Source organism: Archangium sp., from assembly GCF_045802675.1.
In the GTDB taxonomy this organism is placed as follows: Bacteria; Myxococcota; Myxococcia; order Myxococcales; family Myxococcaceae; genus Archangium.
This window is the reverse complement of sequence record NZ_JBJMQO010000101.1, coordinates 49,089-67,831: the sequence shown is the minus strand read 5'-3', so window position 1 is coordinate 67,831 and position 18,743 is coordinate 49,089. Positions and strand designations below refer to the sequence as shown.

21 protein-coding genes are annotated in these 18,743 nt (G+C 70.2%); 8 read left to right on the top strand and 13 right to left on the bottom strand.

The window, feature by feature from the left end:
• The 4 genes from ACJ8AN_RS29135 to rimP form a co-directional block, all read right to left on the bottom strand.
• The coding region (locus ACJ8AN_RS29135) for a translation initiation factor IF-2 N-terminal domain-containing protein (protein WP_407758771.1) at positions 1 to 189 on the bottom strand (189 nt) is incomplete at its 3' end.
• A gap of 71 nt (positions 190 to 260) precedes the next feature.
• Positions 261 to 605 (bottom strand): YlxR family protein, encoded by a 345-nt coding sequence (locus ACJ8AN_RS29130; RefSeq protein WP_407758770.1) that lies wholly within the window; start codon positions 603 to 605, stop codon positions 261 to 263.
• Positions 606 to 650: 45 nt separating this feature from the next.
• Entirely contained in the window at positions 651 to 2,333 is a 1,683-nt protein-coding gene (gene nusA, locus ACJ8AN_RS29125) for a transcription termination factor NusA (protein WP_407758769.1), read from the bottom strand.
• A gap of 60 nt (positions 2,334 to 2,393) precedes the next feature.
• On the bottom strand, positions 2,394 to 2,876 hold the full coding sequence (gene rimP / locus ACJ8AN_RS29120) for a ribosome maturation factor RimP (protein ID WP_407758768.1): 483 nt from the start codon (positions 2,874 to 2,876) through the stop codon (positions 2,394 to 2,396).
• Between the two features lie 215 nt (positions 2,877 to 3,091).
• On the opposite strand from rimP, the gene ACJ8AN_RS29115 reads away from it, so the two are divergent.
• From ACJ8AN_RS29115 to ACJ8AN_RS29085, 7 genes are all read left to right on the top strand, one after another.
• A complete protein-coding gene (locus ACJ8AN_RS29115; protein ID WP_407758767.1) occupies positions 3,092 to 3,895 on the top strand; it encodes a carbon-nitrogen hydrolase family protein in 804 nt (267 codons plus the stop codon).
• Positions 3,896 to 3,972: 77 nt separating this feature from the next.
• Positions 3,973 to 4,443, top strand: coding sequence for a FecR domain-containing protein (locus ACJ8AN_RS29110; protein WP_407758766.1), 471 nt, complete (start codon positions 3,973 to 3,975; stop codon positions 4,441 to 4,443).
• Complete coding sequence (locus ACJ8AN_RS29105; RefSeq protein WP_407758765.1) at positions 4,440 to 5,330, top strand: LysM peptidoglycan-binding domain-containing protein; 891 nt, start codon at positions 4,440 to 4,442, stop codon at positions 5,328 to 5,330. Before ACJ8AN_RS29110 ends, ACJ8AN_RS29105 begins: the two co-directional genes overlap by 4 nt.
• Before the next feature lie 18 nt (positions 5,331 to 5,348).
• Positions 5,349 to 7,049: an HD domain-containing phosphohydrolase gene (locus ACJ8AN_RS29100; RefSeq protein WP_407758764.1), complete on the top strand. Its 1,701-nt coding sequence runs from the start codon at positions 5,349 to 5,351 to the stop codon at positions 7,047 to 7,049.
• Positions 7,050 to 7,132: 83 nt separating this feature from the next.
• Positions 7,133 to 7,471: a DUF971 domain-containing protein gene (locus tag ACJ8AN_RS29095; RefSeq protein ID WP_407758763.1), complete on the top strand. Its 339-nt coding sequence runs from the start codon at positions 7,133 to 7,135 to the stop codon at positions 7,469 to 7,471.
• A gap of 19 nt (positions 7,472 to 7,490) precedes the next feature.
• On the top strand, positions 7,491 to 8,087 hold the full coding sequence (locus ACJ8AN_RS29090) for a serine/threonine-protein kinase (protein WP_407758762.1): 597 nt from the start codon (positions 7,491 to 7,493) through the stop codon (positions 8,085 to 8,087).
• Positions 8,036 to 9,214 carry a protein kinase domain-containing protein gene (locus ACJ8AN_RS29085; RefSeq protein ID WP_407758773.1) on the top strand — a complete coding sequence of 393 codons (1,179 nt, stop codon included), beginning with the start codon at positions 8,036 to 8,038 and terminating at the stop codon, positions 9,212 to 9,214. Before ACJ8AN_RS29090 ends, ACJ8AN_RS29085 begins: the two co-directional genes overlap by 52 nt.
• Positions 9,215 to 9,241: 27 nt before the next feature.
• Here ACJ8AN_RS29085 and ACJ8AN_RS29080 read toward each other — a convergent pair whose 3' ends face one another.
• The 5 genes from ACJ8AN_RS29080 to ACJ8AN_RS29060 all read right to left on the bottom strand — a co-directional run bounded on the left by ACJ8AN_RS29080 (position 9,242) and on the right by ACJ8AN_RS29060 (position 12,957).
• Positions 9,242 to 9,871 carry a ClpXP protease specificity-enhancing factor SspB gene (locus ACJ8AN_RS29080; protein ID WP_407758761.1) on the bottom strand — a complete coding sequence of 210 codons (630 nt, stop codon included), beginning with the start codon at positions 9,869 to 9,871 and terminating at the stop codon, positions 9,242 to 9,244.
• Between the two features lie 30 nt (positions 9,872 to 9,901).
• Entirely contained in the window at positions 9,902 to 10,384 is a 483-nt protein-coding gene (smpB, locus tag ACJ8AN_RS29075) for an SsrA-binding protein SmpB (RefSeq protein ID WP_407758760.1), read from the bottom strand.
• Positions 10,385 to 10,396: 12 nt separating this feature from the next.
• Complete coding sequence (panC, locus tag ACJ8AN_RS29070; RefSeq protein WP_407758759.1) at positions 10,397 to 11,251, bottom strand: pantoate--beta-alanine ligase; 855 nt, start codon at positions 11,249 to 11,251, stop codon at positions 10,397 to 10,399.
• 3 nt (positions 11,252 to 11,254) lie between these two features.
• On the bottom strand, positions 11,255 to 12,148 hold the full coding sequence (gene panB, locus ACJ8AN_RS29065; protein ID WP_407758758.1) for a 3-methyl-2-oxobutanoate hydroxymethyltransferase: 894 nt from the start codon (positions 12,146 to 12,148) through the stop codon (positions 11,255 to 11,257).
• A gap of 164 nt (positions 12,149 to 12,312) precedes the next feature.
• On the bottom strand, positions 12,313 to 12,957 hold the full coding sequence (locus tag ACJ8AN_RS29060) for a deoxynucleoside kinase (RefSeq protein WP_407758772.1): 645 nt from the start codon (positions 12,955 to 12,957) through the stop codon (positions 12,313 to 12,315).
• A gap of 210 nt (positions 12,958 to 13,167) precedes the next feature.
• Between ACJ8AN_RS29060 and ACJ8AN_RS29055 the strand changes: the two genes are divergently transcribed.
• On the top strand, positions 13,168 to 13,452 hold the full coding sequence (locus ACJ8AN_RS29055; protein WP_407758757.1) for a hypothetical protein: 285 nt from the start codon (positions 13,168 to 13,170) through the stop codon (positions 13,450 to 13,452).
• Here the strand turns inward: ACJ8AN_RS29055 and ACJ8AN_RS29050 are convergent.
• From ACJ8AN_RS29050 to ACJ8AN_RS29035, 4 genes are all read right to left on the bottom strand, one after another.
• Positions 13,449 to 13,847 (bottom strand): hypothetical protein, encoded by a 399-nt coding sequence (locus ACJ8AN_RS29050; protein WP_407758756.1) that lies wholly within the window; start codon positions 13,845 to 13,847, stop codon positions 13,449 to 13,451. The genes ACJ8AN_RS29055 and ACJ8AN_RS29050 overlap by 4 nt on opposite strands.
• Positions 13,848 to 13,908: 61 nt before the next feature.
• Positions 13,909 to 14,739 carry a 16S rRNA (adenine(1518)-N(6)/adenine(1519)-N(6))-dimethyltransferase RsmA gene (gene rsmA / locus ACJ8AN_RS29045; protein WP_407758755.1) on the bottom strand — a complete coding sequence of 277 codons (831 nt, stop codon included), beginning with the start codon at positions 14,737 to 14,739 and terminating at the stop codon, positions 13,909 to 13,911.
• A 13-nt stretch (positions 14,740 to 14,752) separates the two neighbouring features.
• Positions 14,753 to 15,751 (bottom strand): tRNA (adenosine(37)-N6)-threonylcarbamoyltransferase complex transferase subunit TsaD, encoded by a 999-nt coding sequence (tsaD, locus tag ACJ8AN_RS29040; protein WP_407758754.1) that lies wholly within the window; start codon positions 15,749 to 15,751, stop codon positions 14,753 to 14,755.
• Between the two features lie 34 nt (positions 15,752 to 15,785).
• Complete coding sequence (locus tag ACJ8AN_RS29035) at positions 15,786 to 18,467, bottom strand: DUF4388 domain-containing protein (RefSeq protein ID WP_407758753.1); 2,682 nt, start codon at positions 18,465 to 18,467, stop codon at positions 15,786 to 15,788.
• Positions 18,468 to 18,743: the final 276 nt, after the last annotated feature.

Here is an 18,743-nt window from a genome sequence, read left to right as displayed (position 1 = left end):
CTGCTTGGGCTTGCGCTTGTCCAGGATCTTCTGGACAGCGGCAGTGGCCTGGTCGTCCTCGAGGGAGGACGAGTGGCTCTTGACGTCGTAGCCGAGCCCGACCAGCTCGGTCACGACCTCTTTGTTATCGAGCTCGACCCCATGGTCCTTGAGCTCCTTGGCAATCTCGTGAACGCGCTTCTTCGACATACCTTGCTTGGCCTTTTGCTCCGCCGGCTACCGGGCGCAGCACCCTAATCCAAAAATGTGTGCGAGTGGTGCTAACACCCACTCCCCCCGGCCGCTCCACCTCGCGCCGGGCCCGACGACTCCAACGCCTGTCCGAGCACCGACGGGTCAACCAGACCCGCCCTGCCCCGGAAGGCCCTGCCAAAGGCCTTCCGCTTCACCGCCGCCGCCAGGCAACCAGCCCCGCAGAGGTAGGCCCCCCGCCCGGGGAGCAACCTGTCGCGGTCTACCACCACCGCCCCCTCCGGGCCCACCGCCAATCGGGTGAGCTCCTCCTGTAACCGCCTCGCGCCGCATCCGATGCAGCATCGCACCGGTCCGGCGTCCGCCGGGAGTTCTTCTTTTCTTCTACTACCGGAACGAGCCTTCAGGCGCATCCCCCCTGCCGTCCAGACGAGCTGAGAACTTCAGATCGCCTCAATCTAAGCGCCCGCCGGCTCGGCGGCTGGGGACGAGGCCCCCCGCTCGGCATTCAGCTCCGCCCTCAGGCGCGCCTCCTCCACCAGATAGTTCTCCGCCGCACTCTTGAGCTGGCGGGCCTTCTTGATGCCCACGCCCGGCACGTCGCCCAGCTTCGCCAGGTCCTTCTCGTTGGCGAGGTCCTCCACCGTCTTGTAGCCCGCCAGCATCAGCTGCTCGATGGTCTTCTCGCCCATGCCCCTGACGCGCGCCATGCGCTCGGTCTGACTGAGCTCGTCCGGATGGCGGCGCGCCTCGGCCTGCCGGGCCTGCTCGCGCTCGCGCTCCATGCGCGACAGCTCGGCCGCGTCCAGCCCCATCTGCTTGCGGGCCTCCTCCTGCATGGCGGGAATGCGCGACGGATCCATCCCCGGAATCTGGGCCAGCATCTCCGGATTGGCCTCGGCGATGTCCTTGGCCTGACGGAAGCCGTGGGCGTAGAGCGTCTCGACCAGCATCTCGTTGACACCCGGAAGGGCGCCCAGCGAACGGTTGGCGAACTCGCGCATCTCGCGCACCCGGCTCTCGCTGTTGATGTCCAGCTTCCAACCGGTGAGCTGCGCCGCCAGGCGCACGTTCTGGCCGCGGCGGCCGATGGCCAGCGACAGCTGGTCGTCCGGGACAATCAGCTCCATGGCGTGGTTGGCCTCGTCGATGATGACGCGGCTCACCTCGGCGGGGGCCAGGGCGGCGCACACGAAGCGCGCGGGGTCCTCGTCGTAGGGGACGATGTCGATCTTCTCGCCGCGCAGCTCCTGCACCACGGCCTGCACGCGGCTGCCCTTCATGCCCACGCACGCGCCCACGGGGTCCACGTCCGCGTCGCGGCTGGACACGGCGATCTTCGCGCGCCCGCCCGGCTCACGCGCCGCGGCCTCGATGACGACGATGCCCTCGGCGATCTCCGGCACCTCCATCTCGAAGAGCTTGGTGAGCAGGTTGACGGAGGCGCGGCTCAGGACGATCTGCGGGCCCTTGGACTCGCGCAGCACGTCCAGCACGTAGGCCTGGACGCGGTCGCCGGCGCGGTACGTCTCGCGCGGCACCTGCTCGCGCACGGGCAGTACCGCCTCGGCGCGGCCGAGGTCCACGATGATGTTGCCGCGCTCGAAGCGCCGGGCGATGCCGGTGACGATCTCGTTCTTGCGGTCGCGGTATTCGTTGAAGACGTTCTCGCGCTCGGCGTCGCGGGTGCGCTGGAGGATGACCTGCTTGGCCGTCTGGGCCGCGATGCGTCCGAAGCCGCGGCGGAACGTCTTCAGCCGGAGGATGTCCCCGTACTGGTCGTCCTGCGCCTTGGCCTCCGCCGCGTCCTCGTCACGGTAGAAGATCTGGAACACGAGCTCGTCGCCCGGCTCCACCTCCATGCCCTTCTTGTGCGCCTCGTCGAGGGAGATCTGATTCACCGCCTGGACGGGGTCCGTGATGGTCTCCACCACGGTGATGGCCTGGAAGAGCTCCACCACGCCCTTGTCGGCGTCGTACTTGGCCTCGAGGTTGCGCTCCTGGCCGAAGTGCTTCTTGGCCGCGGTGGTCATCGCGTCCTCGAGGGTGGCGATGAGCACGCTCCGCTCGATGCCCTTGTCCTTGGCCACCTGGTCCAGGACGAGGTTGAGGTTGATGTTGGGGTTGGCTGGCGTGGGCATCATCTTCTCCAAAGGTTCCACGGGCGCGCCCGCGCGAGAGCGCGCCCTGTATGTGGACTGCTAGAACTCGAACTCCAGATTGGCCTTGGCGATGTCCTTGAAGGGAATGCGGAAGTTGCCCGCACCTTCCACGTCCACGCTGATGGCGTCGGCCGCCACCTCGGTGAGCGTCCCGGTGAAGTTCTTGCGCGGCGGCTCCCCGATGGGCCCGAAGGTCTTCACCTTGACCTTCTGACCCTTCACCCGCTCGTAGTGGCCAGGCTTCTTCAGGGGGCGGTTCACCCCGGGGCTGGAGACTTCCAGGTTGTACTCGTGGGGGACGAGGTCCTCCACGTCCAGCACCGTGTCCACCGCTCGCGACACCTGCGAGCACTCGTCCAGGCCCACCCGTCCACCCGGCTTGTCGATGAACAGGCGCAGGACCCAGCCCTCGTGCTCGCGAACGAACTCGACCTCGAGGAGCTCCAGCCCCTCGCCCGCAACGATGGGCTCGAGCAGCTCCTGTGCCCTCGCCTCCACCGTCTGCTTGATGTTCTCCGCCATAGGCCGCTTCGAAAACTCCGGACTCCAAAAACGCGAAAAGCGGGCACGACGGCCCACTTTTCGAGGAACTGCGTCGAAAAATGTCGGCGGCGTCCGTAGCACACGCCACCTCGGGGTGTAAAGGATGACGCACCCCTTGTCTTGCCATCCAACAGTCCTCCCAGGGGCAGGGATTCCCGGGGTTTCCGTGAACGGGGAGCGGTTATAACGCCCCCATGCACCTGCTCGCCGCCGCACAGATGGTGTCCACCGCGGACAAGGCCCACAACCTGGAAGCAGCCACCCGGCTCGTCCGGCGTGCCGCCGACCTGGGAGCCCGTCTGGTGGGCCTGCCGGAGAACTTCAGCTGGATGGGCCCGGAGGCCGAGCGCTCCGGGGCGGCGGAGACGCTCGAGGGGCCCACGCTCTCGCGCATGGCCGAGCTGGCGCGCGAGCGGCGCATCACCCTCCTGGCCGGCTCCATCCTGGAGCAGGGCGCGCCCGGCGGCCGCCTCTACAACACCACCGTCCTCTTCGGACCGGACGGCGCGCGCCTGGCGGTGTACCGCAAAATCCACCTCTTCGACGTGGATGTGGGTGACGGCACGCCCTACCACGAGTCCGCGGCGGTGGCCCCGGGCACCGACGTGGTGGTGGCCGACACGGAGACAGGCCGGCTGGGCCTGTCCATCTGCTACGACCTGCGCTTCCCCGAGCTCTACCGGCGCCTGGCCCGGGAGGGCGCCACCCTGCTGGCCGTCCCCGCCGCCTTCACCCTGATGACGGGCAAGGACCACTGGGAGGTGCTGCTGCGCGCGCGCGCCATCGAGAACCAGTGCTACCTCTTCGCCCCCGCCCAGGGTGGACGGCACTCGCCCCAGCGCGTCACCTGGGGCCACGCCATGGTGGTGGACCCCTGGGGGCTGGTGACCGCCCGCGCCTCCGAGGGCGAGGGCCTGGCCATCGCGCCGGTGGACCCCGAGCTGCTCGCCCGCGTCCGCAAGAATCTGCCCTGCCTGCAACATCGACGACTGGACTGAACCAGCCGAGCACCTGTGACCAGCCCCCTGGGTGCCGGGTCCAACCTCCGGTACACTGAGGGCTCGGAACCCAACTCGTGAACATTCGCTGGTCCTATAGGGTGTTCGTCCTCGCGCTCGGAGTCCTGTCAGTGGGGTGCCCCGCCGACGAGAAGCCCACCGCACCGGTACATGCGCCGGCCGCGCCGCCACCGGTGCGCCGTGCCCAACTCAAGGGGTTGCAAGGGGACGTGAAGGTGAAACGCGCGGCAGGGGACGAGTGGCTCCCCGCCCAGGAGGGCATGCCCCTCTTCGAGAATGACAAGGTGCGGACCGTGGCTGGCGCGGGTGCACAAATCGTCTTCGCCAACGGCAGTGTGGTGAGCCTGGGCGAGGACGCGCTGATCGGCATCGCGGAGACGCGACCGAAGCCCGGACAGGAGCGCACGGACCTGACGGTTCTGCGCGGCCGGGTGGACGCCGAAATGGAGGATCCGGCGCGACAGTCGCTGTCGGTCACCACGCCCGCGGCCACCGTCCGGGCCGGAAGGGAGATCGTGTTCCAATGAAGAGTTCCCTCCTGCTCGCCCTGCTCATGATGACGCCCACCACGGAGGTGGTGGTGCGTGAAGGAGAATCGCTCGCCCAGGTGGCCCAGCGCACGCTGGGAGACAAGGGCGGGGCCAGTGAGCTCAAGGCGCTCAACGGATTGAAGGACGACGCGGTGGCGCCGGGCACGAAGCTGAAGCTGCCGGGAGCGGACCGGGCTCGGGCGCAGAGCGTGCTGGAGACGGCGCGCAACGCGGTGAAGCAGGCCGACGCCAAGGCGGCCCGGCGCGAGGAGGCCGTGGCCAAGCTGAAGGAGGCCGAGGCCCACTTCCAGAGCGCGCGCTACGAGGACGCTGCCCAGGCCGCGGACGGAGCGTGGAAGCTGCTGTCGGCGAGCGCCTCGCAGCCCACCGCCTTCACGGTGGCGGTGGACGACAAGGGCACCACCACGGTGAAGGCCCTCTCCGGCCAGCCGGTGCGCGTGGAGGCCGAGGGCACCACCCGCCCGGTGTACGCCGGCGAGAGCGTGCGCGTGGAGAAGGGCCAGCCGCCGCCTCCTCCCCGCTCCCCGCTGGCCGTGCCCCAACCCACCCAGCCGGCCGACAAGCTGCGGCTGAGCGTCCAGTTCGCCAAGGGCGGCCTGGGCCCCGTCACCCTCGCCTGGCAGGCGGTGGAGGGCGCCGAGGGCTACGAGGTGGAACTGGTGCCCGCCCGGGGTGAGAAGCGCGTGCTGACGGCCACCGCGGCGCAGCTCCGGCTGACCCTGCCCGCGGGCGCCTACCGCTGGAGCGTGCGCGCCCTGGCCCGCGACCAGCACTCGGAGAGCTCCGCCGCGCACGTCTTCGAGGTGGCCGAGGCCGAGCCCAAGTCCATCAATCTCCAGGTGCAGCCCTCGAAGTGGAAGTAGCGCGGGAGGAGCGTTCCCATGCGGCTCTTCAAAACGATCCTCCTGCTCATGCTGGTGGCCAGCCTGGTGCCCACGGTGATGGTGGGCCTGCTGTCCGTGTCCGACACGCGCGAGCTGCTCGTGCGCGACGCCCAGGAGCTGGCGCAGGAGCGCGTCAAGCAGCTCAAGCTCAAGGCCGAGGGCTTCCTCGCCGAGCCCACGCGCGCCGTCATGGGCATGGCGCGCGTGCCCAACTTCTTCGCCCTGCCGCTCGAGCAGCAGCAGACGTACCTGCGCGCGGTGCTCAACCAGCGCCGCGAGGTGCAGGCCATCACCCTCTTCGGGCCCGGGGGCAAGCGGCTGCCGGGCCTCCAGGCCTTCGCCGTCAGTGACGTGCCGCCCACCGCGCTCGCCGAGCACGAGGCGCGCGCCGTGGGCCTGCTGGAGGGCCTGAGCGGCCTGCGCTACGCGGACGTGGTGTGGCGCCCCAGCGGTGAGGCCGTGGTGACGTTCGCCTTCCCCGTGGGCGAGCCCACCAAGGGCTATATCTCCGCGGACGTGTCGCTCGTGGAGCTGCAGACCATGCTCGCCCAGGAGCGCGTGGGCAGCACCGGCTTCGTCTACCTCGCCGACGCCAAGGGCCACGTGCTCGCCGGCGGCGGTGGGCTCGTGGCCAACCAGGACGTCTCCGGACGGCCCGTGGTGGCGCACCTGCTCCAGGGCGTGGCGCGCACCCCCGACACGGACATCCTCCACGTGGGCAACTTCGGCGAGACCGATGACGCCGTGGTGGCCGCCTACGCCACCCTGGCCGACCCGCACTGGGCCATCGTCTCCGAGCAGCCCGTGGCGCTCGCCTACAAGCAGGTGGAGACCATGGAGCGGCGGCTGCTGCTCACCGTGCTCACCGCCACGCTGGTGGCCCTGGGGCTCGCCGCCTTCTTCTCGCGCAGCGTCACCCGCCCCCTCAAGGGCTTCACCCAGGGCGCCCTCGAGCTCGCCCAGGGCAAGTTCGGCCTCGAGGTCAACGTCCCCCAGAAGAACGAGCTGGGCGAGCTGGCCCGCACGTTCAACTACATGAGCAAGCAGCTGCTCGCGTACGACCACGAGAACCGCGGCCTCTACGAGAGCCTCGAGCAGGGCTACCTGGAAACCATCGTCGCGCTCGCCAACTCCATCGACTCCAAGGACTCCTATACGCGCGGCCACAGCCAGCGCGTGGGCGACGTGGCGGTGGAGATCGGCCGCGAGCTGGCCCTCTCCGAGCGCGAGCTCAAGCAGCTGCAGTTCGGCGGCATCCTCCACGACATCGGGAAGATTGGCATCGTCGAGTCCATCCTCTGCAAGCAGTCGCGGCTCACCGACGAGGAGATGGCCATCATGCGCGAGCACCCGGCCATCGGCGACTCCATCATCAAGCCCATCAGCTTCCTGCAGGCCATGCGCTCCTGCGTGCGCAGCCACCACGAGCGCTGGGACGGCACCGGCTACCCGGACGGCCTCAAGGGCGAGGACATCCCCCTGCTGGCCCGCATCGTGGGGTGCGCCGACACCTTCGACGCCTGCACCTCCACCCGCCCCTACCAGAAGGCCATGCCCCTGGAGAAGGCGATGGAGATCCTCGACAACCTCAGCGGCAAGCAGTTGGACCCCGCGGTGGTGTCCGCGCTGCGCCGGGTGCTCGAGAAGAAGGGCGTGCGCGTCGAGGGCCATCGCCTCCCCGTGAAGCTGGCCTCATGAGGCCCCGCTCGCTCCCCTCCCCCACCGGGCGCGCCGGATGGTAAGCAGGGCCCCCGCCGTTCTGGCCCTGAAAGGGGAACCTCTTGAGCTTCTGGGATCGCATCAAGCCCACCACCCGCCCCCTGTCCGCCACCGAGGCCGCGCTCGCCCCGGATGGCACCCGGCTGGCCCTCACCTGGGAGGACGGGGTGAAGACGGACGCCAGCGCCCAGTTCCTGCGCCAGCAGTGCCCGTGCGCCGGGTGCGTGGACGAGTGGACCAACAAGCGCACGCTGGACCCCAACCGGGTGCCCGCCACCCTGCGCATCACCACGGTGCAGCCCGTGGGCAACTACGCGCTCACCTTCGTCTTCAGCGACGGCCACTCCACCGGCATCTATCCGTGGAAGCTCCTACGCGATATCACTCAGCCCCAGGGCTGAGCCTCCGGAGGTCCCCCCCGTGAACGAGTCCCGCTACCGTCTGGTGCGTCCCCTGGCCACGGGAGGCATGGCGGAGCTCTTCCTCGGCGTGGTGCGGGGCGCGGAGGGCTTCGAGAAGTCCGTGGCCATCAAGCGCATGCTGCCGCACCTGGCCAAGGACCCGTCGCTCGCGCGGATGTTCCTCGCCGAGGCGAAGCTCGCCACCCACCTGCAGCACCAGAACATCGCCAGCGTCTATGACGTGGGCAGTGGCCCCGAGGGTCTCTTCCTGGTGATGGAGCTGGTGGACGGCTGGGACCTCGGCGTGCTGCTGCGGCACGCCTGGCGCCGCGGCCAGCGCTTCCCTCCGCACCTGGTGGCCTTCATCGGCGCCCAGGTGCTCGCGGGCCTCATCCACGCCTACCGCCGCCAGCACAACGGCCGGCCCGTGCTCACCGCCCACCGCGACATCTCCCCCTCCAACATCCTCGTGTCGCGCGAGGGCGAGGTGAAGGTGACGGACTTCGGCATCGCCCGGCTCGAGGGCCTGTCCATGGGCACCAGCCCGGCACCTTCAAGGGCAAGCTGCCCTACTCCGCCCCCGAGGCCCTGCGCGGCCAGCCCGCCACCGCCCTGAGCGATGTGTTCGCGCTCGGCATCGTGCTCTACGAGCTGCTCGCCGGACAGCACCCCTTCGCCACCGGCTCGGAGGACCCCATGGCCTTCGCCATGGCCATCACCGAGAAGGAGCCCCCGCCCCTCACGGACGTCCCCGCGCCCCTGGTCTCCGTGGTGATGCGCGCCATGGCCAAGGCCCCCGAGGCCCGCTTCCCCCGGCCCGAGGACATGGCCGAGGCCCTCACCCGCTACCTCGCCCAGGCCGGCGAGCCCGCCTCCTCGCAGTCGCTCGCCGCGTTCATCGCCAGCCTCACCCCACCCCTCACCCTCGTGGAGCTGGGAGAGGCCGCCGAGCAGGAGGGGGACATGGCGCGGACCGTCCGGCGCCCCTCGCTCTCCACCCACGCCGTGAATCCCACCTCCTTCGAGCTGCAGCCGGCCGAGGAGTGGGAAGAGCAGCCCGGAGGGCGCGCGCTCAGCACGAGCGGGCGGCTCATCGAGCCCAGCGCCCCCGCTCCGGCCCCGGCACCGCCGCCTCCCACCCCGGCCCGCGCCGCCCCGCCGCCCCGCGCGCGCCCGCAGGCCCGCTGCTCCCGCTGCAACGGGCTCCTGCCCTCCCCCAACGCCCCGTGCGAGCGCTGCGCCCGCGAGCTGTCCCCGGAGCTCTCCACGCTCGCCGAGAACGGCGCCTACGCCCCGCCCGAGCCCGGAGCCGCTCCGCTGCGCTCGGTGCTGGACATGAAGCACGAGGAGCTGGAGCTGATCGAGCGGGGTCCGAAGCAGGGCACCCTCTACGAGCCGCCCAAGCGCCGCCTCCAGTGGCAACGCCCGGTGGCCCTCGTCGCCACGCTGCTGCTGCTGGTGGGTGCCGGCGTGGTCGCCCTGCCCCACCTGAAGATCCTGTACTCCAAGGCCCTCTTGTCCTCGGGCGCGAAGACGACGCCCCTGCTCTCCATCCAGAGCGAGCCCGAGGGCGCCCTCGTCACCATCGACGGGACGGAGCTGGGCACCACGCCCCTGGTCATCGACAACACCTACCCGGAGCAGCCCATCTCCGTGCAGGTCACGCTCAAGGGCCACAAGCCGTGGAAGGGCACCTTCACCGGCGGCCAGCCCACCGCCCTGGAAGTGAAGCTCAAACGCTGAGGGCCCGAGTCTCCCCGGGCCCCCCTCTCACTTCACCAGGCGCAGGTGGCCCCGCCGCGGCGGAGGTGGCGGATCGTCCTTGGGACCCTCGGCCTCCACCGGCGTGGCGGCCACGGGCGGCGGCACCATCACGGGAGCCGGCACGGGCACGGGCGTCGGCCCGGAGACGGGCATCGGCGCGGGAGTGGGCGCCTCCGAGGACTCCTCCTCGGACATCTCGGACGGCTCCTGCCTCGACACCTCGCGCAGCACCGCCCGGGGACGTTGCTCCACCGCCGCGGCCGGCTGCTCCGCCATCGTCTCCGTCGGCACCTTGCTCGTCACCATCGACTGCTGGATGAGCTCGGCCGGCATGTCGTCCGGGTACGCCCAGGTCTCCTTCGTCACGTGGCTGGTGACGGCGAAGAGCGCCGACCAGGGCACCGCCACCGTGAAGCGGCTCCCCGAGAAGCTCAGGGTGCAGCGCACGCCCCACTCGCCCACCGTCAGGTCCGGTGGATCGAACCGGTAGGAGAGGTTCAGGCGCAGGTGCGACTCGCTGCGCAGCGCGGCAGGCACGAGGACCCCCGGACGGCGCGCGTCCAGGTGAATCATCACCATGCCCTTGTCGAGCGCGGCCAGCAGCCGCGCCTTCTTCTCGGGACCCTTCTTGTCCATCGCCGTGCGATCAGCGGAGAGGGGGGCGTTTCAGCGACGGCGCATCGCCCGGTCCATCTCCCGCTTCGTCTCCCGTTCCTTGATGTCCTGCCGTCTATCTTCGTGCGTCTTGCCCCGGCACAACCCCAACTCCACCTTCGCCCGGCCGTTCTTGAAATACAGCAGGAGCGGGATGATGGAATAGCCCCGCTCCCGAACCTTCGTGTTCCACCGGTCGATTTCCTCCCGGTGCATGAGCAGCTTGCGGCCGCGCAGGGGCTCGTGGGTGAAGAAGCTGGAGGGGTTGTAGACGCCGATGTGGGCGTTGAGGAGAAACAACTCGCTGCCCTTGGGCAGGGCGTAGGCGTCCGAGAGGTTGGCCGTCCCGGCGCGCAGCGCCTTCACCTCGCTGCCGGAGAGCTGAAGGCCCGCCTCGACCTTCTCGTCCACCGTGTAGGCGGCGCGGGCCTTGCGGTTCTCCGCGATGATCTTGATGCCGGGCTCCGTCCCGCCCTTGCCCTTTCCACCCGCCATACGCTCGCGTCCTCAGTCTCCGATGGGCTGGTTGTCGATCAGCCGCGTGTTCCCAGCGAAGGCCGCCACCAACATCCGGGCCGCCTGGCCCGGGATGACGGCCGACAGCGGGGTCAGCGAGGTGGCATCCACCAGTTCCACATAATCCTCGCGCAGCCCCACTGCTTCCAATTCGCGACGCACCGCGCCGACCAGAGCTGACGACTCGCGCGTCCCATTCCGGCACAGCTCGCGGGCCGCCGACAGTCCCCGCGACAGGGCGAGCGCCCGGTGACGCTCCTCGGGGGACAGGTAGGCATTGCGCGAGCTCATCGCCAGCCCGTCCGGCTCGCGCACGGTGGGCATGCCGACAATGTCCACACCCAGGTTCAGGTCGCGCTCGAGGGCGCGGATGACCTGGAGCTGCTGGTAGTCCTTCTCGCCGAAGAGGGCCACGTGGGGCTTGAAGAGGCACAGCAGCTTCGTCACCACCGTGGCCACGCCCTTGAAGTGGCCGGGGCGGCGCGCGCCGCACAGGCCCTGGCTCACCTGCATGACGTCCACGTACGTCTGGAAGCCCGGCGGGTACACCTCGGCGGGCACGGGGGTGAAGACGGCCTCCACCCCCGCGCTGGCGCACCTGGCCAGGTCCCCCTCCAGGTCCCGCGGGTAGCGCGACAGGTCCTCGTTGGGACCGAACTGGGTGGGGTTGACGAAGATGGAGGCCGCGACGACGTCGGCCCGGCGGCGCCCCTCGCGCATCAGCGAGAGGTGGCCTTCATGCAGGTAGCCCATGGTGGGCACCAGGGCCAGCCTGCGGCCCGAGCGGCGGAGGGACTCCGCCCAGGCGGCGGTCTCGGCGACGGTGCGAAGGACGAGCGGGGCCATGGGTCAGACCGGTGCTCCGTACACGGGGCCCAGCTTCTCGCTGCCCTCGGCGAGGTCCGTGGGCTCCGGCGCGGCCACCAGGCGGATGGGCTTGGACTTGAAGGAGTGCTCCTCGTCCGGGAACGTGCCCGCGCGCACCTCGGCGAAGTAGGCGCTGGCCGCCTCGGTGATGGAGCCGTGGAGGTTGGCATAGCGCTTCACGAACTTGGGCTTGAAGTCCGGGTTCATCCCCAACAGGTCGTAGCAGACCAGCACCTGGCCGTCGCAGTACTTCCCCGCGCCGATGCCAATGGTGGGAATGGAGAGGCGCTGCGTAATCTGGCGCGCCAGCTCCAGCGGCACGCCCTCGAGCACCAGCGAGAAGCACCCGGCGCGCTCCAGCGCGATGGCGTCCTCGAGAATCTTGCGCGCGGCGTCCTCGTCGCGGCCCTGCACCACGTAGCCGCCCATCTTGTGCACCGACTGCGGCGTGAGGCCCAGGTGCCCCATCACGGGGATGCTCGCGCGGGAGATGGCGGAGATGACGTCGGCGAACTCGGCGCCGCCCTCGAGCTTCACCGCGCCCACGCGGCCCTCGGCCACCAGCCGGCCCGCGTTGCGCACCGCCTCCTCCACCGACACCTGGTAGCTCATGAAGGGCATGTCACCCACCACGAGCGCCCGCTTCGTCCCGCGCACCACCGCGGTCGAGTGGTACACCATCTGCTCCAGGGTGACCGGGAGGGTGGAGTCGTGGCCCTGGACGACCATGCCGAGCGAATCGCCCACCAGCAGCACGTCCGCTCCGGCCTCATCGAGGACGCGGGCGAAGGTGGCGTCGTAGGCCGTGACCATGGTGATCTTCTGGCCGCTCTGCTTCAGGCGCTTCAGCGTGTGGATGGTGACCTTGTCCTTCACGGTTCACCTCCTGTGGGGATGCGAGTGGGGGTCCTGCCGTGCATGCATGGAGGCCCCTCGCCGTCCCAGGGGAGATCGCCGGAGGCCGCCATCGCTGACACTTTAACGCCCCCGGAAGCGCCGCGGGGCTTCTCTTTGTGGGCAGGCGGCCTGACGAGCCCCACTCAGGGTCGCTTGCTTCCCGTGGGCAGGTAGTGCTGGGTGCCCTGACGCGCCCGGTCGATGGCGCCCAGCAGCCCCTCGAGGTCCCCCTCGTTGTGCACGAAGTCGATGTCCGAGGTGTCCACCACGAGCAGCGGCGTCTCCGTGTAGCGCGAGAAGAACTCGTTGTACGCGTGGACGAGCTCCTCCAGGTAGCCGGCGTCGAACTGGCGCTCGAACTCGCGGCCGCGCTTCTTGATCCGGTGCAGCAGCACGTCCAGCCGCGCCTGCAGGTAGATGACCAGGTCCGGCTTGGTGACGCGCGGGGTGAGCGCCTCGAAGACGCGCTCGTAGAGGGCCAGCTCGTGCGAGTCCAGCGTCAGGCACGCGAAGATGCGGTCCTTGGCGAACAGGTAGTCGCTGACCGTCACCGAGTTGAAGAGATCCTGCTGGATGAGCTCCTCCTGCTGCTTGAAGCGCGAGAGCAGGAAGAAGAGCTGCGTCTGGAAGGCGTACTTCTGCCGGTCCGCGTAGAAGTTGGCGAGGAAGGGGTTCTCCTCGACGATCTCGAAGATGCGCCGGGCCCCGAAGCGCTCGGCCAGGATGTTGGAGAGGCTCGTCTTACCGACGCCGATGGGCCCCTCGACCACGATGTAGCGGTTGTCCATCCGCTTCGAGACCTCCGACTGCAACGGAAAACCCCTCGCCCACCTCTTCACACCCGGCGGGCAACGGGGCGCGGAATAGAGCACGGGAGCAGCGACCGGGCAATGTTCGCGCCGCACGCACCCCTCGTCCCGCTTGACGGTTCGATGAGCGTCCACTACCAGGGACGCACGCGCGGTGCGGGACACGCGGACGCGCGGGGACCGAGGGAGATGAATCGACGGCAACGGGCGAAGACGGTCATCGAGCTGGAGCCTCGTCGCACCACCGATAGTGAGCAGAAGGCCCAGGCCCCCGCGAAGGCGATGGAGCCGGATCCGCTCTACGGCGTGGCCCTGCTCAAGACGGCCCTGGAGCTCAAGCGCCGCCAGGATGGCTCGCCGGAGGAGATTCTGCGCGGCGTGCTCGCGCGCATGCGGCTGCCCGAGGACGAGTTCCGCGCCTGGCTCGCGCAGCAGGGCGAGCTGTCCAAGGTGCTCGGCGGCGGCGAGTCCTAGGGCCCGGCCAGCCAGCCCTGCAGCGAGAGGTCCACCGCGCTGCCGAGCGACTTGCAGAAGGCGTACTCGGTGCGCAGCCGCTCCACCGGCGTGGCCGCCTCGAAGCGCCGCGTCTCGAAGAAGAGCGCGTACACCATCTTGTCGCCCACCTTCGAGCGGATGCCGAGGTACTCGCCCTGCACGTCCATCTGCGGCAGCAGCATCCGCTCCAGCGAGCGGTAGACGCGCGCCATGTCCTGGGTGGCCCCCACGAAGGAGTGCTCGTCCAGGAGCGGAATCGGGCTCGCATCCCCCCAACGCAGCAGCACCGCCCCATCCGGGCGGGCGAACACCGCGTACACCACGCCGAAGCGTTTGAGCACCGGCTCCAACTGCTCCAGTGGCAGGGGCGTCATCGAGTCTCTCCGAGCCGCTCCACTGGTTAGCACCAGCGCGGCCCGGACGCCAAATCACGGCCTACCCCGCCACCGGCCCCAGCGCGCGCTCGATGGCGGCGAACTCCTCGGACGAGAGCGTCTCCGCGCGACGCATCGGGTCGATGCCCGCCGTCTCCAGCGCCTGCTGCACCTGCTGCGCCGTGCCCAGCGTCTTGTCCGACTTGAGCGAGTTGAACAGCGTCTTGCGCCGCTGCGCGAAGCCGGCCTTCACCAGCCGGATGAAGCGAGCCCCGTCCACCACCGGCGCCAGGGGCTCGGGACGGCGGATGAGCCGCAGCACCGCCGAGTCCACCTTCGGCGGCGGATGGAAGCGCCGCGCGTCGATGTCGAAGAGGTTCTCCGACGTGAAGTAGAGCCCCAGGATGGCCGTGAGCAGGCCGTAGTCCCGCCCGCCCGGCTCGGCCGCGAGCCGGTCCACCACTTCCTTCTGCAGCGTGAAGACGGCGCGCGTCACGTGCTCGCGCTGCTCCAGCACCTGGAAGAGGATGGAGCTCGTCAGGTGGTACGGGAGGTTGCCCACCACCTTCACCTCGGGCGCGCCCGCCACCTTGGCGAAGTCCACCGTGGCCGCGTTGCCATCCACCACGCGCACCCCGGGGATGGCCTCCTTCTCCAGCACCGCGATCATGTCGCGGTCCTTCTCCACCGCCGTCACCTTCGCCTTGGTGGCCGCGAGGAAACGCGTGAGGTGTCCCAGGCCCGGGCCCAGCTCCACCACCGGCTCGCCCTCGCTCAGCTCGAGCGCGTCGGCGATGGCCTCCAGGATGTCCGGGTCGCCCAGGAAGTTCTGTCCCCAGCTGTGCTTGGCCCTCAGGCCATGGCGCTGGAGGATTTCACGAGGTGTATCCACGAGGGTGCTCCCTTTACATGCGCCAGGCGGGGTCCGCCGTCAGGTTGAAGTCGCCGCGCAGACCCCGGCGCCACGCCTCGTAACCGGCCACGGCGATCATCGCGCCGTTGTCCGTGCACAGCCGCACCGGCGGCAGGTAGAGCTTCAGGTTGCGCTCCTCGGCGCGCTCCTGGCACAGCGAGCGCAACCGCGAGTTGGCCGCCACGCCTCCGCACACCACCAGGCGCTCGAGGCCCAGCCGGCGCGCGGCGGCCACGAACTTCTTCGACAGCGCGTCCGCCACCGCCTCCTGGAAGGAAGCGCACAGGTCCGCCAGCTCCTGCCCCTGGGGCACGCCGTGCTTGCGCACGTGCTGCAGCACCGCCGTCTTCAGCCCGGAGAAGGACCAGTCGAAGTTCTCCGCGCCCGGTAGCGCCCGGGGGAAACGGATGGCCGCGGGGTTGCCCTGCCGCGCGAGCTGGTCAATCGGCAGTCCGCCCGGGTACGGCAGGCCGAGGATGCGCGCCGTCTTGTCGTAGGCCTCGCCCGCGGCATCGTCGCGCGTGCTGCCCACCAGCCGGTAGCGGCCGAAGTCCTGCACCTCGTAGAGGCTGGTGTGGCCACCGGATACGACGAGCCCGAGGAACGGAGGCTCCGGCGCGTCCTCGAGCAGGCGGATGGCGAGCAGGTGCCCCTCGAGGTGGTTGGCCCCGACGAAGGGCTTGCCGGTGGCGAGGCTCAGCGACTTGGCCACCTGCACGCCCACCAGCAGCGCCCCGATGAGACCGGGCCCGGAGGTGACGGCGATCAGGTCCACATCGTCGAGCGTCTTGTTGGCCCGGGTGAGGGCCTCGTGCAGGACGGGCATGACCTGCACCACGTGGTTGCGGCTGGCGAGCTCCGGCACCACCCCACCCCAGCGCCGGTGGATGTCCACCTGGGTGGAGACGACGTCGGAGAGCACACGCCGGCCGTCCTCGACGAGGGCGGCGGCGGTTTCATCACAGGAGGTTTCGAGTCCGAGTACGAGCAAGGGCACCCTCTCTACCAGGAGCCCGCCGCCCCGCCTACTGGCCGAGTGACTTGAGCGAGAAGCGCACGTCGTTCGCGTACTTCCCGTTGGGCTCCAGCAAGAGATAGCGCTTGTAGGCGTCGATCGCCTTCTTGTCCTGCTGGGTCATCTGCCGGGCCAGGCCGAGGCACAGCCACGCCTGGGCGTTGTTGGGCTGCTCCTTGAGCGCGTCCTCCAGCAGCTTCACGGCCTCGCGGTAGCTGTCGGTGCGCACCAGGGAGATGCCCAGGCCCGCCTTGGCGTCGGCGGAGCCCGGCTTGAGGGCGAGCGCCTTGCGGTACGTGCGCGCCGCCGAGGCGTACTTCTCCGACTGCAGCAGCTTCTTCGCCTGACGCGACAGACTGGCGTACTGGGCCTCGGGGTCGGCCTGCGGCGGCTCCTCTTCCTTGACCTCTTCCTCGGCGGGCGGAGTGCCCGTCGCGGCCACGGTGGGCTGCTCGCCCGTCTTGGGCGGAGTCCCCGCGTCGGGCCCGGCCGTCTGGGTGGCGGTCGCCGGCTGCTCCGGCTTCACCGGGGTCTCGGGCGGCTTCGCCTCCTCGGGCTTCGTCTCGGGCGGCTTCGTCTCGGGCGCCTTCGCCTCGACGGGCTTCGTCTCGGGCGGCTTCGCCTCGGGCGTCTGCGTCTTCACCTGCTCGGTGGGCGCGGGCCGCGGCGCCGGGGTGGGCGTGGGCTTGCCCGAGCCACCCGACTGGCTGAACACCACCACGGCGGCGGCCACGGCGATCGCCGCGATGCCCAACCCGATGTAGAGGCCCGTACGCTTCGGCTTCGGAGCCTGCACGTCCTCCTGCGCCTTCGCGGGAGGCCGCGTCGGCGAGGGCTTGGGCGTCGGGAGCGGCTCGGGCTTCTCGACCGGCTTGCTCGCCACCACCGGAGCGGGCTTCGGCTCCGGCTTGGGCTGCTCGACGGGCTTGGGCTGCTCGACGGGCTTGGGCGGCTCGGCCGGCCTGGCCGCGACGGGCTCGGGCTTCGCGACCGGCTTCTCCGCGGGCTTCTCGGCGGCGACAGGTGCGACAGGCGCGACGGGCTCGGGCTTGGGGGCCGGAGGAGGCTCCGCGGTGGGCTTCAGCGGACCCGTCACCAGCGTCACTTCCTGAGCCGGAGTCGCGGGCTCCGGAGGAGGCACCGGCGGCAGCGGATTGGGGGCCACGGCGGCGCCCCCGAAGATGGGGCCACGCAGCGAGGAATCCTGCGGCTCCGCGGGCGCGGGCGAAGGCGTGGACACGGGCGCGCCGCTCGACGCGGGCGCTCCAGTGGCCGCGGGCGCTCCATTGGTCGACGGAGCACGAGGCGCCGGAGACCAACCCGGACCCCAACCGCCCGCCGAGCCCAGGCCATCCACGTCCACCCGGTTCCAGTCGAGCAGCAGGCTGCGCCGCTCCAGCTCCTTGGCACGGTGGGCCGGCGCCGGCTCCACGAGGAACGCCGAGCCCTCGGCCGTGCGCGGAGGCGCGACGATGTCCGTCTCGGGGACGTGGGCGTTCTGCGCGCGCTTCCGGGACTCGAACACCACGACGCTGGCGAGCTGCGGCTGCTCCGCCTCGGCCCGGGGCTCCGGCGCGGCGGCCATGGGCGTGGGCTCCGGCACGGCCAGGGGCCGGGGCTCCGGCGCGGCCACGGCCGGCGTCACGGGCTGCTGGGCGGGAACCACCGCCACCGGCGCCACCACGGGCACGGGCACGGCCACCACCGGCTCGGGGGCGGGCTCGGCGGGAGCGCTCGGCGCGGGCGCGTTGTGCAGCCACTCCTCGATGCCCGGCTTGCCGCTCTGCACGGGCTCCTGCGAGACGCTGCCCAGCTCGCGGATGAGGCCCTCGAAGTACAGCTTGCTGATGATGCCCAGCGCCGCCAGGTCATCGAAGTCCGAGTCCTCCACCACCCGGCTCAGGCTGCGCTTGCCGTCGAAGAGGCGCAGCAGCCCGTTCACCTCGTCCGGAATCTCCGAGAGCCGGTCCGCGAGCTGGTGGTAGTCGATCTCGAACACCGTCTCCAGGGGCGGGAGCTGCTCGAGCATGCGGCCCCACTCGTCCAGGCGACGCATGCCCTCCATCAGCAGGCCCTGGGTGGAGACCTCGATGCGCTCGGGCCGGTCGAGCGCGGTGAACTGCACCTCGAACTCGCCCTCGGTGGCGTTGAGCAGCCGGTAGAAGGCGTTCTCGCCCTTGAGCCGCCCCATCTCCGCGTCGATGACGCGGCCTTCCTTGAAGTAGATGGTGGCGACCCGGTCTCCCTTGATGGAGATGGTGCCCGTCTTGCGGCCGATCTCGAACGTCTGGACCAGGTCCACCACGCCCATGTCGGCCAGGTTGCCGGCGAACCCGCCCTTGGTCGTCTCGCGCCGTTCGATCCGCTCCTTGTCCACCTTCTGGAGGATCATCGTCAGGCGGGTGACGATCTCTTTGATGTAGATGGGCCTGGTCAGGTAGTCGTCGCCACCGAGCTCCAGGCCCTTCACCTTCGCCTCGACCGCCTTCTGGTTGGTGAGGAAGACGTAGGGGATGTGCTTGTAGCGCTCGTCCGTCTTGAGCGCCTTGCACAGCTCGAAGCCGTCCATCTCCGGCATCTTCGTGTCGGCGAGCACGAGATCCGGGGGGCTGATCTGCACCTTCTCGAGCGCGTCCTTACCGTGGATGGCCGTGGTGACGGAGAAGCCGGCCTTCTTCAGGCTGACTTCCATCACACGGAGACTCTTCGGGTCGCCATCGACCAGGAGCAGGTGCTGCTTGGCCACGTTCAAATGCCTTTCGCTGCGGACGGCCCAACGAGGGCCTCCGGCGCGTAGAAGGCCGGATGATCACGCCCGCTCTCCAGGCGTGTCAATGGTCGAGGGGGCCGGGAACCCGCCCGGCCTCCAGGGGAACGGGCCCGTGCTACAGGGGGTACGGCGCCCCCGCACGAGCGCCCACCAGGATCAAACCCCGGACAGGACACGGCTCGTCCGCCTTCGGACTCC

What these genes read in the sequence shown, in the direction of transcription:
- smpB (WP_407758760.1), bottom strand. Translation starts at nt 10,384, where the DNA reads ATGGCGGGTGGAAAGGGCAAGGGCGGGACGGAGCCCGGCATCAAGATC.
- nusA (WP_407758769.1), bottom strand. Translation starts at nt 2,333, where the DNA reads ATGCCCACGCCAGCCAACCCCAACATCAACCTCAACCTCGTCCTGGAC.
- rimP (WP_407758768.1), bottom strand. Translation starts at nt 2,876, where the DNA reads ATGGCGGAGAACATCAAGCAGACGGTGGAGGCGAGGGCACAGGAGCTG.
- panC (WP_407758759.1), bottom strand. Translation starts at nt 11,251, where the DNA reads ATGGCCCCGCTCGTCCTTCGCACCGTCGCCGAGACCGCCGCCTGGGCG.
- ACJ8AN_RS29055 (WP_407758757.1), top strand. Translation starts at nt 13,168, where the DNA reads ATGAATCGACGGCAACGGGCGAAGACGGTCATCGAGCTGGAGCCTCGT.
- ACJ8AN_RS29130 (WP_407758770.1), bottom strand. Translation starts at nt 605, where the DNA reads ATGCGCCTGAAGGCTCGTTCCGGTAGTAGAAGAAAAGAAGAACTCCCG.
- ACJ8AN_RS29050 (WP_407758756.1), bottom strand. Translation starts at nt 13,847, where the DNA reads ATGACGCCCCTGCCACTGGAGCAGTTGGAGCCGGTGCTCAAACGCTTC.
- ACJ8AN_RS29100 (WP_407758764.1), top strand. Translation starts at nt 5,349, where the DNA reads ATGCGGCTCTTCAAAACGATCCTCCTGCTCATGCTGGTGGCCAGCCTG.
- ACJ8AN_RS29105 (WP_407758765.1), top strand. Translation starts at nt 4,440, where the DNA reads ATGAAGAGTTCCCTCCTGCTCGCCCTGCTCATGATGACGCCCACCACG.
- ACJ8AN_RS29060 (WP_407758772.1), bottom strand. Translation starts at nt 12,957, where the DNA reads ATGGACAACCGCTACATCGTGGTCGAGGGGCCCATCGGCGTCGGTAAG.
- ACJ8AN_RS29115 (WP_407758767.1), top strand. Translation starts at nt 3,092, where the DNA reads ATGCACCTGCTCGCCGCCGCACAGATGGTGTCCACCGCGGACAAGGCC.
- ACJ8AN_RS29080 (WP_407758761.1), bottom strand. Translation starts at nt 9,871, where the DNA reads ATGGACAAGAAGGGTCCCGAGAAGAAGGCGCGGCTGCTGGCCGCGCTC.
- ACJ8AN_RS29035 (WP_407758753.1), bottom strand. Translation starts at nt 18,467, where the DNA reads ATGGAAGTCAGCCTGAAGAAGGCCGGCTTCTCCGTCACCACGGCCATC.